This is a genomic window from Salinirussus salinus (genome assembly GCF_009831455.1).
GTDB classification, from domain to species: Archaea; Halobacteriota; Halobacteria; order Halobacteriales; family Haloarculaceae; genus Salinirussus; species Salinirussus salinus.
In genome coordinates this window covers 210,929-224,626 of sequence record NZ_WOWO01000001.1, presented here as the reverse complement: position 1 = coordinate 224,626, position 13,698 = coordinate 210,929, and the positions used below count along the sequence as shown (strand labels likewise).

Here is a 13,698-nt window from a genome sequence, read left to right as displayed (position 1 = left end):
GCGTGCCGGCCCGTGGCCAGCCTTCAAGTAGGAAGCCGCGGCCACCCCCCGCATGCGCGCGGTCAGTTCCGTCGTCGGCACCGTCGTCCTGCTGGGGGTCGTGGTCGTCGCCGGGACGGCAGTGTTCGCAGCCGTCCCCGCCGGCGAGCCGGCGACGGTCCCGACCGCGCGCCTGAGCCTGACAGCCGAGGCCGGCCCGGACCGGGTCGCGCTCACTCACGAGGGCGGGGACACGCTCCGGGCCGCTGCCCTGGACGTGACCGTCCACGTCGGGGGTGAGCCGGTCGCCCACCAGCCCCCGGTGCCGTTTTTCGCCGCGACGGGCTTCGAGAGCGGCCCGACCGGTCCGTTCAACAGCGCTCACGACGGTCAGTGGCGCGCCGGGGAGACCGCCGCCTTCGCACTGGCGTCGACGAACACGCGACTCGACCCCGGGGACAGCGTCTCCGTGACGGTCCGGACCGACGCGGGGGTGGTCGCGCGCCTGGAGACGACTGCCTGAACGAGGCGGGTGCGACCGGCGAGCCGTCCGGGTCGCCGCTCACTCCGGGAGGGAAGCCACGGTCGTGATGGCGCGGGGGCTGCCCGGCCGGGCCTGCCGAACCACCTTTTTGCCGCTCGGCGTTCCTCGCTCGCTGCGGACGCCTCACGGCAAAAACGTGGGCGAAAAACCGACGGTTCGTCCCGGCTGAGGTAGGTGGGTTGTGTCGCCGCTATTTCGGGATAGAGGCCACGGTCGTGATGGCGCGGGGGCTGCCCGGCCGGGCCTGCTGGATGTGGTGCTCGAAGTCGGGGTAGCCGGCCTCGGCGAACATCCGGTCGGCCTCCTCCTCGTCGTAGAAGAGCATGATCGCGTCGGCGACCTTCTGGAAGACGGTGTTGTCGGGGTAGTCCGGGCCGACGACGAGCACCTGGCCGCCGGGTCTGGTAACCCGGCGGAACTCCTCCAGGGCGTCGACGGGGTTGGGCCAGTACTCGATCGACCCCGACGACCAGACAACGTCGAAGGCGTCGTCCGCGAAGGGCAGCCGTTCGGCGTCACCGCGGTAGAAGCGGACGGGGCCGCGCTTGCCGAACTTCGCGTAGGCCCGCTGTAGCTGGTGGGCGCTCTGGTCGAGCCCGTGGACGTTCTCGGTGCGCTCGAGGAGCGCCTCGGTGGCGAAGCCGGTCCCACAGCCCACGTCGAGCACGTGGTCGCCGGGCTCGATGTCGAGCATCGCGATGGCCTCGTCGCGCATCTCCGCGTTCCAGATGAAGGGGTTGATGCGGTCGTACACCTTCGAGAGGTACTTGTAGAACGTTCGGGCACGCGCCTTGTTCTCGAGGACGCCCATCGGGAGTAGGTAGGGAAGCGACCGGCATAATCCCCCTGCTTTCCGCTCGCACACTTTCGCAACTACCAAATAGGGACTCCCAGTACATTCGGGTGATTGAGGAATGCCACAGACACAGGTTCTCGAGCGCATCAAAGAGGCGGAGCGGGAGGCCGACGAGATCGTCGAACAGGCCCGCGAGGAGGCCGACGAGCGCGTCGAAGAGGCCCGTGCCGAGGCCGACGAGATACGCCAGACGGCCCGCGAGGAGGCCCAGTCGGCCGCGGAGGAGCGGGTCGCGGAGGCCCGCGAGGAAGTCGAGACCGAGCGCGAGCGCATCCTCGAGGAGGGTCGCGAGGAGCGCGAGCAACTGACCGCGGCCGCACAGGAGCGCACGGACGAGGTGGTCGAGCACGTCGTCGACCTGTTCGAGGAGGCGGTGCATGCTCAGACCTGAGCGGATGAGCCGGGTCTCGGTGACCGGCTCCAAACCCGTCATGGACGAGGTCATCGGGACCGTCCACGACCTGCACCTCCTGCACCTCACCGAGTACGACGGTTCCTGGGAGGGCTTCGCGCCCGGCGACCCGGTCGAGGGCGCCGACGAGGCCGCAGAGAAGCTCGTCACGGTCCGGTCGCTGAAGACCATCCTCGACGTCGACGAGGACGACGTCGAGGCGGCAAACCAGGTCGTCACGGAGGAGGGCCTCGAGAGGGAACTCGAGGAGGTCCGCCAGGAGGTCAACGAACTCGACGACCGCCGCGACGAGCTCCGCGACGAGCTCCGGGGCGTCGAAGAGCAGGTCGACGCCATGGAACCGTTCGTCGACCTCGGTATCGACATCGACCTCCTGTCGGGCTACGACAGCCTCGCGGTCAGCGTCGGCCAGGCCGACCCCGAATCAGTCGAGGCCGCCCTGGCAGGCTCCGACGTCGACGCCTACGAGGTCTTCGCCGGCGAGGAGGTCGTCGGCGTGTTCGCGTACACCGACGAGGCGACGCTGCAGAGCACGCTGGTCGAGGCGACGTTCACCGAACTCGAGGTCCCCGACGGCGAGGGGAGCCCGGAGGAACACCTCGAGACCCTCCAGCAGCGCAAGGCCGACCTCGAGGCCGACCTCGAGGCCGTCGAGGGGGAGCTCGACGAGACCGCCGAGGAGGTCGGCGCGTTCCTGCTTGCGGCCGAGGAGGAACTGACGATCGAGGTCCAGCGCCGCGAGGCGCCGCTTTCCTTCGCGACGACGGAGAACGCCTTCGTCGCGGAAGGGTGGATCCCGACCGCGGAGTACGACGAGTTCGTCGCGACGCTCCACGAGGCGGTCGGCGAGCACGTCGAGATCTCCGAACTCGAGCAGGCGGAGTACGACGACGACGGCCACGTCACCGACCGCGAGCCGGCCGGCGGCGCGGGCTCGCCGGAACCGACGGCCGCCGCCGACGGCGGCGACGTCGCGACCGACGGTGGTGACGCCGGGAGCGCGGACGACCGGGAGGCCGCCGCGGACGGCGGCACCGTCACGATGGGCGCAAGCGACCCGCCGGTCGTACAGAACAATCCCGGCGGAGTCAAGCCCTTCGAGTCACTGGTCGAGATCATCAACCGCCCGAAGTACTCCGAGCTGGACCCGACGGTCATCCTCTTTCTGACCTTCCCGCTGTTTTTCGGGTTCATGATCGGCGACGTCGGCTACGGGCTGCTCTACACGGGACTCGGGTTCTGGCTCATGCGTTCGTTCGACAGCGACGTGGTGAAGAGTCTGGGCGGTATCGCTGCCTGGGCCGGCGGCTTCACCACCCTGTTCGGGTTCCTGTACGGCGAGCTGTTCGGCCTGCCGCTGTACCAGCTGTACCCCAGCGGCGCCCCGCCAATCCACAAGGGGCTACAGCCCCACTACGTCTACTACGCCTACGCGTGGCTGCTGCTCAGCGGCATCGCCGGCGTCGCCCACATCGTCGTCGGCCGTCTCTTCGACTTCGTGAACAACCTCGAACACGGGGTCGGCGAGGCGTTCCTGGAGAGCTTCTCCTGGATCATCGCGACCGTCGGCCTGTGGGGATGGGTGTTCACCCGGACGGCGACTAACGCCAAGCCCAACTTCATGTGGGAGGTGTTCGCCACCGAGGGTGCGACCAACCCCGTCACCGGCGCGGCCATCGAGAACGTCGCGGTCCCGCTCGGGTTCACCGGCTTCCCCTTCATCGAGCTGTTCACGATCCCCGGGCTGGGGCTGGTCATGGACCCGACGCTCCTCCTGCTCATCGTCGGGCTCGTCATGGTCGCCGTCGCCGAGGGTGCCATCGGGATCATCGAGTCGATCACCGAGACCTTCGGTCACGTCGTCTCCTACACACGGATCGCGGCCGTGCTGCTGGCGAAGGCGGGGATGGCGCTCGCGGTGAACCTGCTGGTCTTCGGCGCGACCCTCTCCGAGGGCGAGTTCCACTTCATCTTCTTCATGGACGAGGTCGCCGACCCCGAAGCCATCGTCTTCTCTGGGCTGGTCAACGGCGAGGGCGCGGTCATGCTGCTGGTCGGCGCGCTCGCCGGGCTCGTCGTGCTCGTGCTCGGTCACCTGCTGGTGCTCGTGCTCGGCATCACGTCCGCCGGGCTCCAGGGGATCCGCCTCGAGTACGTCGAGTTCTTCGGGAAGTTCTACGAGGGTGGCGGCAAGGCCTACCTCCCATTCGGCCACGACCGCGAGCATACGGCCGACTGACCGCGTCCTCGCGGCCAGCCGCTCTCCCGCCCCGGTTCCCGGAGCGACCGCTGGCGCGTACCTCCGGGAGAGGCCGGCCTCCGGGCCGTTTGAGAAGTTTTAAGCATGTGGTGGGGGACGCTATAACTGCCTAAGACACAACCATGATCGAGACAGCACTCGCGCTTGCGACAGTCGTACTTCAGGTCCCGTTCGGTCCGACAACCGGTGCTGCCCTCGCGGTCGGGCTCGCGGCGCTTGGCGCCGGGTTCGCCGAGCGGGGCATCGGCGCGGCGGCCGTCGGTGCGGTCGCCGAGGACGACGACATGTTCGGCCGTGCGCTCATCTTCACGGTCCTGCCGGAGACGCTGGTCATCCTCGCGCTGGTCGTCGTGTTCCTCACACTGTAACGCCGTCTTCTGAACCACTCATGAGCCTCGATACAGTCGTAGAGGACATCCGAGACGAAGCGCGCGCGCAGGCCGAGGAGATCCGCGCGGAGGCCGAGGAGCGAGCCGACGAGGTCGTCGCCGAGGCCGAAGCGGAGGCCGAGCGCATCCGCGAGGAGCGCGAACGCGAGGCCACGCGACAGGTCGAGCAGGAACGCGAACAGAAACTCTCCAGCGCGAAGCTGGAGGCAAAGCAGGCTCGCCTCGAGGCCCGCCGGGAGGTCCTCCAGGACGTCCGCGACGAGGTCGAGCAGGCCATCGCCGGCCTGGAGGACGGTCGCGAGGAGCTGACCCGGGCGCTGCTCGAGGACGCCGCCGCGGAGTTCGACGACGACGACACCGTCGAGGTGTACGGCCGGGCCGACGACCAGGAACTCCTCGAGTCGATACTGGAGGACTACGACGGCTACGAGTACGCCGGCGAGTTCGACTGCCTCGGCGGGGTCGTCGCCGAGAGCGCGGGGTCGCGGGTCCGCGTCAAGAACACCTTCGACTCCGTGCTCGATGAGGTCTGGGAGGACAACCTCAAAGCGGTCAGCGACCGTCTGTTCGAGCAATGAGCACCGAACAGCAGCGTACCGGCGGCAACTACGAGTACGTGACCTCCCGCGTCCGGTCGCGCCGGGCGGCGCTTTTCGACGACGACGACTACCGGAAGCTGGTGCGGATGGGGACCGGCGAGATCGCCCGGTTCATGGAGGACAGCGAGTACGAGGCTGAGATGAACGCGCTGGGTTCGCGGTACGCCGGCGTGGACCTCATCGAGTACGCGCTCAACCGGAACCTCGCGAAACACTTCGAGGACCTGTTGCGCTGGTCGGAGGGCGCCCTGTACGACTACGTCGCCAGGTACCTCCGGAAGTTCGACGCCTGGAACGTCAAGACGGTGCTGCGCGGGCTCTACTCCGGGGCCGACCCCGAAGAGGTCGAGGACGACCTCATCCGTGCCGGCGAACTCTCCGCCGACGACCTCCAGGCGCTGCTGGCCGCAGAGTCGGTCGAGGAGGCCGTGGAGGCGCTGGACCGGACCGTCTTCGGCGACGGGCTGGAGACGGCGCTGGCGGACTACGAGGACACCGGGCTGCTGGTGCCGCTGGAGAACGCCGTCGACCGCGCCTTCTACGAGACGCTACTCGCCGGCCTGCCCGACGCTCCCGAGGGCGACTCCCCGGTCGGGCTCTACATCGAGTTCCTGCGGGCGGAGATCGACTTCCGGAACCTGATGAACGTCCTCCGGATCGCCCGCAGCGGCGCGGACATCGACCCGACGGAGTACTACATCGAGGGCGGACAGCTGTTCGACGAAAGCGAGGTCCGCCAGGTTGCCGAGAACACCCAGCAGCTCGTGACGTTCGTCCGCGAGAGCAGCTACGGCGACGACCTCCAGGAGGCGCTCGACGTCCTCGAGGAGGCGGACAGCATCATCGAGTTCGAGCACGCGCTCGACAGGGCGCTGCTCGAGTACTCCGAACAGCTGTCGAGCCGGTACCCGCTGTCGGTCTGTCCGGTGCTGGCCTACGTCCTCGCCAAGGAGCGGGAGGTCGACAACATCCGGGCGGTGGCCCGCGGCCGCGAGGCGGGCCTCTCCCCGGAGGAGATCCAGGAGGAACTGGTGATGCTATGAGCCAGGAGATCGCCGTCGTCGGCAGCCCGGAGTTCACTACTGGATTCCGGCTGGCCGGCGTCAGGAAGTTCGAAGAGGTCCCCGACGAGGACAAAGACGAGGCACTCGACGGTGCCGTCGACGGGCTGTTAACCGACGACGAGGTCGGGATCGTCGTGATGCACGACGAGGACCTGGAGCACCTCTCCCGGGGCGTCCGGGAGGAGGTCCAGACGAGCGTCGACCCGGTGCTGGTGACGCTCGGCGGGGAGGCGGGAAGCAGCGGCCTGCGCGAGCAGATCAAACGAGCCATCGGTATCGACCTGATGGACGACCAATAACTATGAGTCAAGCAACAGACACAGACGTCCGCGAGGACGGTGTCATCGAGAGCGTATCCGGCCCCGTCGTGACGGCGACGGACCTCGACGCGCGGATGAACGACGTGGTGTACGTCGGCAACGAGGGGCTGATGGGCGAAGTGATCGAGATCGAGGGTAACGAGACGACCATCCAGGTCTACGAGGAGACCTCCGGCATCTCGCCGGGCCAGCCCGTCGAGTCGACCGGCGCTCCCCTGTCGGTCGACCTCGGACCGGGCATGCTGGACACCATCTACGACGGCGTCCAGCGCCCGCTGGACGTGCTGGAGGAACAGATGAACTCCGCGTTCCTCGACCGCGGGGTCGACGCCCCGGGCATCGACCTGGAGGAGACCTGGGAGTTCACCCCGGAAGTCGAGGAAGGCGACGAGGTCGAGGCCGGCGACATCGTCGGCACCGTCCCCGAGACGCCCAGTATCGACCACAAGGTGATGGTTCCGCCCGACTCCGAGGGCGGCGAGGTGGTCGGCGTCGAGTCCGGCGAGTTCACCGTCGAGGAGACGGTCGTCGAACTCGACACCGGCGAGGAGATCGCGATGCGCCAGGAGTGGCCGGTCCGGGAGGCCCGGCCGGCGGCGGAGAAGCAGACGCCGACCACGCCGCTGGTCTCCGGCCAGCGCATCCTCGACGGGCTGTTCCCGCTGGCGAAAGGCGGGGCGGCGGCCATCCCCGGTCCCTTCGGGTCGGGCAAGACCGTCACCCAGCAACAGCTCGCCAAGTGGGCCGACGCCGACATCGTCATCTACGTCGGCTGTGGCGAGCGGGGCAACGAGATGACCGAGGTCATCGACGACTTCCCCGAGCTGGAGGACCCGACCACCGGCAACGCGCTGATGGACCGGACCTGCCTCATCGCCAACACCTCGAACATGCCCGTCGCGGCCCGCGAATCCTGCGTGTACACGGGGATCACCATCGCGGAGTACTTCCGCGACATGGGCTACGACGTGGCGCTGATGGCCGACTCCACCTCGCGGTGGGCCGAGGCCATGCGGGAGATCTCCGCCCGGCTGGAGGAGATGCCCGGCGAGGAGGGGTACCCCGCCTACCTGGCCGCGCGGCTCTCGGAGTTCTACGAGCGGTCGGGCTACTTCCGGAACACCAACGGCACCGAGGGGTCGGTGTCGGTCATCGGCGCCGTCTCGCCGCCGGGCGGTGACTTCTCGGAGCCGGTGACCCAGAACACCCTGCGGATCGTCAAGACCTTCTGGGCGCTGGACGCCGACCTCGCCGAGCGCCGGCACTTCCCGGCGATCAACTGGAACGAGTCCTACTCGCTGTACCGGGACCAGCTCGACCCGTGGTTCGAGGAGAACGTCGACGAGGACTGGTCGGCCACCCGGCAGTGGGCGATCGACACCCTCGACGAGGAGGACGAGCTCCAGGAGATCGTCCAGCTGGTCGGCAAGGACGCCCTGCCGGAGGACCAGCAGCTGACCCTGGAGGTCGCCCGCTACCTGCGGGAGGCCTGGCTCCAGCAGGACGCCTTCCACGACGTGGACACCTACTGCGAACCGGCCAAGACCTACGGGATCGTCTCGGCGATCAAGACGTTCAACGACGAGGCCTTCGACGCGCTCGACGCCGGCGTCCCCGTCGAGGAGATCACCTCGATCGAGGCGCTCCCACGGCTCAACCGGATCGCCGTCCAGGACGAGTGGGAGGCCTACATCGAGGAACTGGAAGCGGAGATCACCGAACAGGCCCGGGAGCTGTACTAACGATGCAAAAGGAATACAAGACAATCACGGAGATCAGCGGACCACTGGTGTTCGCCGAGGTCGACGAGCCGATCGGCTACGACGAGATCGTCGAGATCGAGACCCCAGACGGCAGCATCCGACGCGGCCAGATCCTCGAGACCTCGAGTAGCGCCGTCGCCATCCAGGTGTTCGAGGGGACCTCGGGGATCGACAAGGACTCCTCGGTCCGTTTCCTGGGCGAGACCCTGCAGATGGACCTGACCGAGGACCTGCTCGGGCGGGTTCTCAGCGGGGCGGGCGACCCGATCGACGGCGGCCCGCCGATCGAGCCCGAGGAGCAGCGGCCGATCGTCGGGTCGGCGATCAACCCCTACGCCCGGGAGTACCCCCAGGAGTTCATCCAGACGGGCGTGTCGGCGGTCGACGGGATGAACACCCTCATCCGCGGCCAGAAGCTCCCGCTGTTCTCGGCGTCGGGGCTGCCCCACAACGAGCTGGCGCTGCAGGTCGCCCGGCAGGCGACCGTCCCCGAGGAAGAGAGCGGCGAGGGCGACGACGAGGGCACGGAGTTCGCGGTCATCTTCGCCGCCATGGGGATCACCCAGGAGGAGGCAAACGAGTTCATGGACGACTTCGAGCGCACGGGCGCGCTGGAGCGGTCGGTCGTCTTCATGAACCTGGCCGACGACCCCGCGGTCGAGCGGATCGTCACGCCGCGGCTGGCGCTGACGACCTCGGAGTATCTGGCCTTCGAGCACGGCTACCACGTGCTGACGATCATGACGGACATGACCAACTACTGCGAGGCCCTGCGGGAGATCGGGGCCGCCCGCGAGGAGGTGCCCGGCCGGCGTGGCTACCCCGGCTACATGTACACCGACCTCGCGAGCCTCTACGAGCGGGCCGGCCGGATCAAGGGCCAGGAGGGCTCGATCACCCAGCTGCCCATCCTGACGATGCCCAGCGAGGACATCACCCACCCGATCCCGGACCTGACGGGCTACATCACGGAGGGGCAGATCATCGTCGACGGCGACCTCAACAGCCAGGGGGTCGAGCCGCCGGTGGACGTGCTCCCCTCGCTGTCGCGGCTGATGGACGACGGCATCGGCGAGGGCTTCACCCGGGAGGACCACGGGGACGTCGCCGACCAGCTCTACGCCGCCTACGCGGAAGGTAACGACCTGCGCGACCTGGTGAACATCGTCGGCCGCGAGGCCCTCTCCGAGCGGGACAACCGCTATCTGGACTTCGCGGACCGCTTCGAGGAGGAGTTCATCCAGCAGGGCTTCGACACCAACCGGACCATCGAGGAGACGCTGTCGATCGGCTGGGACCTGCTGTCGATGCTCCCGCCGGAGGAACTGAACCGGGTCGACGAGGAGTTCATCGAGACCTACTACCGCGAGGACGAGCGCGCCGAGGTCGAAGCCGAAGCGTAACGTCGCCATACACCGGCACGCCGTTTCCGTTCGCTGTCACTCGCTGTCCGCTGTCACGTACGTTCTCCGTATCTGTCACGTTCTAGACCCGCCGGACCCGAACCCGGTCGCCAGTCCGGACTGGGGCGATTCCGGGGTGTATCCCGGGCGTGCCCAAAATATTTGGCATGCGTATTAATATAGCGCTTCCCCAAGAGACAGATGGACCATGGCAGGATCAGTACTACTACAGGCAGGCGACGTCAGTGTCAGTTCGCTAACGAACCTCTCGCTGGCGGCGGGTACCGCCCTGATGTTCCTGGGGATGCTGTACTTCATCGCCTCGGGCTGGGGCGAGACCGACGAGAAGCGCCAGGAGTTCTACATCATCACGATCTTCATCGCGGCCATCGCGTTCGTGAACTACCTGGCAATGCTGCTCGGCTTCGGCGTGGCGGTGCTGGAAGTCGGCGGTGAGGCCACGCCCATCTACTGGGCGCGGTACACCGACTGGTTCTTCACCACGCCGCTGCTGTTGCTCGACCTCGGCCTGCTGGCCGGGGCGACCCGCAACGAGCTGGCCGCGCTGGTCGGTCTCGACGCCGCGATGATCGGTACCGGCGCGCTGGCAACGCTGACCCACGACAACATCATCTTCGCCGCCGGGGAGCTCAACCTGCTCGGGCTTGAGACGGGCGCCTACCGGCTCATCTGGTGGGGCATCAGCACTGCGTTCCTGCTGGTGTTGTTGTACATGCTCTTCGGCACGCTGACCCAGAAGGCCCAGCGGCTGGGCGGCCAGGCGCGGTCGACGTTCACCACCCTGCGGAACGTGGTCGTCGTCCTCTGGCTGGTCTACCCGGTCTGGTGGCTGATCGGCACCGAGGGCATCGGCGCCGTCGGACTCGGCATCGAGACGGCCGGGTTCATGGTGCTCGACGTGACAGCGAAGATCGGCTTCGGTATCATCCTGCTGTCCAGCCGCGAGGCGCTGGACCAGGCCGGCTCCGCAGCCGCGGCCGAGGCCGCCGACTGACGCCGGATTACCGCGTCTTTTTTGATGCGAGCGCCCGACTGACGAGTAGCTGATGGACCTCACCTACCTGGAGTTTCACCTCCTCTTTCTCCTCCCGGTGCTGTCCGTGCTGTCGCTCTCGTTGCTCGCCCGCAGAGTCGACCACTGGCGGCTGCAGCTGGGCGGGCTGGCCGTCATCGTGGCCCTGGCAGTTCTGTACACGACCCCCTGGGACAACTACCTCATCGCGCAGGGCGTCTGGGCCTACGGCGAGGGGCGGGTCGCCGGTCGGATATGGCTGGCTCCCATCGGCGAGTATCTGTTCATCCTCCTCCAGCCGGTCGTGGCGGCGTTCTGGCTGTTTCACCTCCGCGCCCCGGCCGTCGAGGTCGGGATGAGCCGCCGTGACTGGCTGGTCGGACTGGCCGCCGGCGGGGTGGTGACCGCGGTCGGCGCGGCGCTGCTCACGACGGACGCGACCTTCTACCTGGGTGCGATCCTGGCGTGGGGCGGGCCGGTACTGGCGCTGCAGTGGGCGGTCGGCTGGCGCTATCTGGTCGCCGTCCGCCGGCACGTCGCGCTCGCGGTCGGCGTCCCGACGCTGTACCTGTGGGTCGCCGACTGGGTCGCGCTCCGCGAGGGAGTCTGGCTGATCTCCGACCGGTACACGACCGGACTGGGCCTGCCGGGGCTCCCGGTCGAGGAGATGACCTTCTTCCTGACGACGAACCTCTTCGTGGTCCAGGGGCTGGTCCTGCTCCCGTGGGTGGTGAGACGGTGGCGGTAGCCGCCGACCACGTGGTCGCCGACGGGCGGGCGCGGGCGTCGCTTCGGTGGCCGGTCTTCTACGGCCCCTGGCTCGTGCTCGGGGCGCTCGCGCTCGCGGGCGCCGCGGGCGTGCGGGTTCCGGAGACCTGGCGATACGCCCCGCTTCTCGCGAGCGTTGTCGCCTTCGGCCTCCCGCACGGCGCCATCGACTACGTCGCCCTGCCGCGGGCGGTCGCCGGCGAGGTGACCCTCGGTCTGGTCGCTGCCGTCTCGCTTCTGTACGCGGTCGCCGGGGCTGCCTACACGCTGCTGTGGTTTCTCGCCCCCGTCCCCGCCGCCGTCCTGTTCATCCTCGTGACGTGGTTCCACTGGGGCCAAGGGGAGCTGTACCCCCTCGTCGGGCTGCTCGGGGCCGACCACCTCGACCGCCCGGGCCGATTGGCGACGGCCCTCGTCCGTGGCGGCCTGCCGATGCTCGTCCCGCTCCTTGGCTTTCCGGAGGTCTACCGCGCGGTCGTCGACTCCTTCGTCACCCCCTTCGGCGGGACCGCCGCCGACCTGGCGTGGCTGTTCGCCGGGGAGACGCGGCTGGCGCTCGGGCTCGGCTTCGGCCTCCTGACTGCCGCCGTCCTCGCCCGCGGGTACTTGCTCGCCGTCGGCCCCCCCGGTGGCGGCGACAACGGCCCGGGCGGCGGCCGGCCGTGGCTCGTCGACGCCGGCGAGACCGTCCTCCTGTGGGTCTACTTCCTGACCGTCCCGCCGGTGTTCGCCATCGGGGTCTACTTCTGTCTGTGGCACGCCGTCCGGCACATCGCCCGTGCCGTGGGTGTCGACCGGCGGGCCGCCGACAGCCTCCGTGCCGGGGACGTGTGGAGTGCGCTCGCCCGCTTTCTGAAGGAGGCGCTGCCGCTGACCGCGCTCGCGCTGGTGCTGTTCGCGGGGCTGTGGCTCGCGGTGCCCGTCGAGCCCACGCTGCGGGAGGCGACGGGGCTGTATCTGGTCTTCATCGCCATCCTCACGCTGCCCCACGTGCTGGTCGTGCTCTGGATGGACCGCGCTCAGGGCCTCTGGTCGCCCGCACGCGGCTGAGAAGGGCCTGCCCTGCCAGGGACCGAAAACGGTTAACCGCCGCCCGTACATGTCCCGACAATGAGTAACGACGTCAAGCCGACCCGGAAGAACCTGATGGCCATCGAGGAGCGCATCGAACTCTCCGAGCGGGGCCACGACACGCTCGAGAAGAAGCGTGACGGGCTCATCATGGAGTTCATGGACATCCTCGACCAGGCCCAGGACGTCCGGTCGGACCTGGAGGCGACCTACGAGGACGCCCAGCACGCCATCGACATGGCGCGGGCGATGGACGGCGACGTCGCGGTCCGGGGGGCGGCGGCCGCGCTGAAGGAACACCCCGAACTGACCACCCAGTCCAAGAACATCATGGGCGTGGTCGTGCCCGAGATCGAGTCATCGAAGGTCCGCAAGACGCTGGACGAGCGCGGCTACGGCGTGATGGGGACCAGCGCACGCATCGACGAGGCCGCCGAGGCCTACGAGGAGCTGCTCGAGCAGATCATCCTCGCCGCCGAGGTCGAGACGGCGATGAAGAAGATGCTCGAGGAGATCGAGACCACGAAGCGGCGGGTCAACGCCCTCGAATTCAAGCTGCTGCCCGAACTCCGGGAGAACCAGGAGTACATCGAGCAGAAGCTCGAAGAGCAGGAGCGCGAGGAGATCTTCCGGATGAAGAAGATCAAGGCAAAGAAGGAAGAAGAGGAAAAGGAGGAGGCCGCCGCCGAGGCCGAGCGGGAACGCGAGCAGGTCACAGCCGACGACTGACCGCTCTCACGCCCGACCGCACCCCTCGCCTGTCCTTCCTGTCGACACCTGTTTTTGTCTCCCCGTCCTGACGGCGACCATGGACTGCCCGGACTGCGGGAGCCCGACGGTTGCCTTCGAGGCCGGCGAGTACGCCGACGCCCTGCCCGGCGGGGGTCGCGGCGAGAGCGGCGGAGACGGTGCGGGGACAGGCGTCGCGCTGTGTACGCGCTGTCTCGCCCTCCACCCGGTCGCGGACCCGCCCGCGGACTCCCCGGATTTCCAGCGCGTGAGCGACGCCTTCCCGGCCGACCCGGCGGCGGCCGTGCCGCTCGCGCTGCTGGTCGGGCTCCTGGAGAATCTCGCGCTGTACCGCGCGGAGATCGCCGACCTGCTCGGCGCGGTCGAGCGCGCGGGGACGGACCCGCTGCTCGTGTTGGACCGACTCGCCGCAGACGAGGAGATCGAGACGGAGGTCGACCTGGCGGGCCGACGGAAACAGCTCGAACAGTTACTCTGAGCTCACCAC

15 protein-coding genes are annotated in these 13,698 nt (G+C 68.5%); 14 read left to right on the top strand and 1 reads right to left on the bottom strand.

Translation table 11 applies throughout. From position 1 onward, the window contains the following. Nucleotides 1–52 precede the first annotated feature (52 nt). Nucleotides 53–502 carry a type IV pilin gene (locus GN153_RS01095; RefSeq protein ID WP_159898924.1) on the top strand — a complete coding sequence of 150 codons (450 nt, stop codon included), beginning with the start codon at nucleotides 53–55 and terminating at the stop codon, nucleotides 500–502. 211 nt (nucleotides 503–713) lie between these two features. Here GN153_RS01095 and GN153_RS01090 read toward each other — a convergent pair whose 3' ends face one another. Next, nucleotides 714–1,334, bottom strand: a complete 621-nt coding sequence (locus GN153_RS01090) for a methyltransferase domain-containing protein (RefSeq protein WP_159898922.1) — start codon at nucleotides 1,332–1,334, stop codon at nucleotides 714–716. Nucleotides 1,335–1,437: 103 nt separating this feature from the next. On the opposite strand from GN153_RS01090, the gene ahaH reads away from it, so the two are divergent. The 13 genes from ahaH to GN153_RS01025 all read left to right on the top strand — a co-directional run bounded on the left by ahaH (nucleotide 1,438) and on the right by GN153_RS01025 (nucleotide 13,689). Further along, entirely contained in the window at nucleotides 1,438–1,770 is a 333-nt protein-coding gene (gene ahaH, locus GN153_RS01085) for an ATP synthase archaeal subunit H (protein WP_159898920.1), read from the top strand. Beyond that, the gene (locus GN153_RS01080) at nucleotides 1,757–4,030 is read left to right on the top strand and encodes a V-type ATP synthase subunit I (RefSeq protein WP_159898918.1); all 2,274 of its coding nucleotides are present in this window, start codon (nucleotides 1,757–1,759) and stop codon (nucleotides 4,028–4,030) included. The genes ahaH and GN153_RS01080 overlap by 14 nt, the downstream gene beginning before the upstream one ends. Nucleotides 4,031–4,173: 143 nt before the next feature. Continuing rightward, nucleotides 4,174–4,419, top strand: a complete 246-nt coding sequence (locus tag GN153_RS01075) for a hypothetical protein (protein ID WP_159898916.1) — start codon at nucleotides 4,174–4,176, stop codon at nucleotides 4,417–4,419. A 20-nt stretch (nucleotides 4,420–4,439) separates the two neighbouring features. Beyond that, entirely contained in the window at nucleotides 4,440–5,018 is a 579-nt protein-coding gene (locus GN153_RS01070; protein ID WP_159898914.1) for a V-type ATP synthase subunit E, read from the top strand. Then, nucleotides 5,015–6,082, top strand: coding sequence for a V-type ATP synthase subunit C (locus tag GN153_RS01065; protein WP_159898912.1), 1,068 nt, complete (start codon nucleotides 5,015–5,017; stop codon nucleotides 6,080–6,082). Before GN153_RS01070 ends, GN153_RS01065 begins: the two co-directional genes overlap by 4 nt. After that, on the top strand, nucleotides 6,079–6,402 hold the full coding sequence (locus tag GN153_RS01060; RefSeq protein WP_159898910.1) for a V-type ATP synthase subunit F: 324 nt from the start codon (nucleotides 6,079–6,081) through the stop codon (nucleotides 6,400–6,402). The genes GN153_RS01065 and GN153_RS01060 overlap by 4 nt, the downstream gene beginning before the upstream one ends. Before the next feature lie 2 nt (nucleotides 6,403–6,404). After that, a complete protein-coding gene (locus tag GN153_RS01055) occupies nucleotides 6,405–8,165 on the top strand; it encodes an ATP synthase subunit A (protein ID WP_159898908.1) in 1,761 nt (586 codons plus the stop codon). Between the two features lie 2 nt (nucleotides 8,166–8,167). Next, nucleotides 8,168–9,589, top strand: coding sequence for a V-type ATP synthase subunit B (locus tag GN153_RS01050; RefSeq protein WP_159898906.1), 1,422 nt, complete (start codon nucleotides 8,168–8,170; stop codon nucleotides 9,587–9,589). 208 nt (nucleotides 9,590–9,797) lie between these two features. Further along, a complete protein-coding gene (locus GN153_RS01045) occupies nucleotides 9,798–10,604 on the top strand; it encodes a bacteriorhodopsin (protein ID WP_159898904.1) in 807 nt (268 codons plus the stop codon). A gap of 52 nt (nucleotides 10,605–10,656) precedes the next feature. After that, nucleotides 10,657–11,370 carry a lycopene cyclase domain-containing protein gene (locus GN153_RS01040; protein WP_201287780.1) on the top strand — a complete coding sequence of 238 codons (714 nt, stop codon included), beginning with the start codon at nucleotides 10,657–10,659 and terminating at the stop codon, nucleotides 11,368–11,370. Next, complete coding sequence (locus tag GN153_RS01035) at nucleotides 11,346–12,440, top strand: Brp/Blh family beta-carotene 15,15'-dioxygenase (RefSeq protein WP_236544724.1); 1,095 nt, start codon at nucleotides 11,346–11,348, stop codon at nucleotides 12,438–12,440. The genes GN153_RS01040 and GN153_RS01035 overlap by 25 nt, the downstream gene beginning before the upstream one ends. A gap of 60 nt (nucleotides 12,441–12,500) precedes the next feature. Further along, a complete protein-coding gene (locus GN153_RS01030) occupies nucleotides 12,501–13,190 on the top strand; it encodes a V-type ATP synthase subunit D (RefSeq protein WP_159898902.1) in 690 nt (229 codons plus the stop codon). Nucleotides 13,191–13,269: 79 nt separating this feature from the next. After that, nucleotides 13,270–13,689 (top strand): DUF6276 family protein, encoded by a 420-nt coding sequence (locus tag GN153_RS01025; protein ID WP_159898900.1) that lies wholly within the window; start codon nucleotides 13,270–13,272, stop codon nucleotides 13,687–13,689. Nucleotides 13,690–13,698: the final 9 nt, after the last annotated feature.

Coding starts and splice junctions, on each gene's coding strand:
- GN153_RS01060 (WP_159898910.1), top strand. CDS start 6,079: ATGAGCCAGGAGATCGCCGTCGTCGGCAGCCCGGAGTTCACTACTGGA.
- ahaH (WP_159898920.1), top strand. CDS start 1,438: ATGCCACAGACACAGGTTCTCGAGCGCATCAAAGAGGCGGAGCGGGAG.
- GN153_RS01080 (WP_159898918.1), top strand. CDS start 1,757: ATGCTCAGACCTGAGCGGATGAGCCGGGTCTCGGTGACCGGCTCCAAA.
- GN153_RS01050 (WP_159898906.1), top strand. CDS start 8,168: ATGCAAAAGGAATACAAGACAATCACGGAGATCAGCGGACCACTGGTG.
- GN153_RS01030 (WP_159898902.1), top strand. CDS start 12,501: ATGAGTAACGACGTCAAGCCGACCCGGAAGAACCTGATGGCCATCGAG.
- GN153_RS01075 (WP_159898916.1), top strand. CDS start 4,174: ATGATCGAGACAGCACTCGCGCTTGCGACAGTCGTACTTCAGGTCCCG.
- GN153_RS01045 (WP_159898904.1), top strand. CDS start 9,798: ATGGCAGGATCAGTACTACTACAGGCAGGCGACGTCAGTGTCAGTTCG.
- GN153_RS01055 (WP_159898908.1), top strand. CDS start 6,405: ATGAGTCAAGCAACAGACACAGACGTCCGCGAGGACGGTGTCATCGAG.
- GN153_RS01070 (WP_159898914.1), top strand. CDS start 4,440: ATGAGCCTCGATACAGTCGTAGAGGACATCCGAGACGAAGCGCGCGCG.
- GN153_RS01090 (WP_159898922.1), bottom strand. CDS start 1,334: ATGGGCGTCCTCGAGAACAAGGCGCGTGCCCGAACGTTCTACAAGTAC.
- GN153_RS01040 (WP_201287780.1), top strand. CDS start 10,657: ATGGACCTCACCTACCTGGAGTTTCACCTCCTCTTTCTCCTCCCGGTG.
- GN153_RS01095 (WP_159898924.1), top strand. CDS start 53: ATGCGCGCGGTCAGTTCCGTCGTCGGCACCGTCGTCCTGCTGGGGGTC.
- GN153_RS01025 (WP_159898900.1), top strand. CDS start 13,270: ATGGACTGCCCGGACTGCGGGAGCCCGACGGTTGCCTTCGAGGCCGGC.
- GN153_RS01065 (WP_159898912.1), top strand. CDS start 5,015: ATGAGCACCGAACAGCAGCGTACCGGCGGCAACTACGAGTACGTGACC.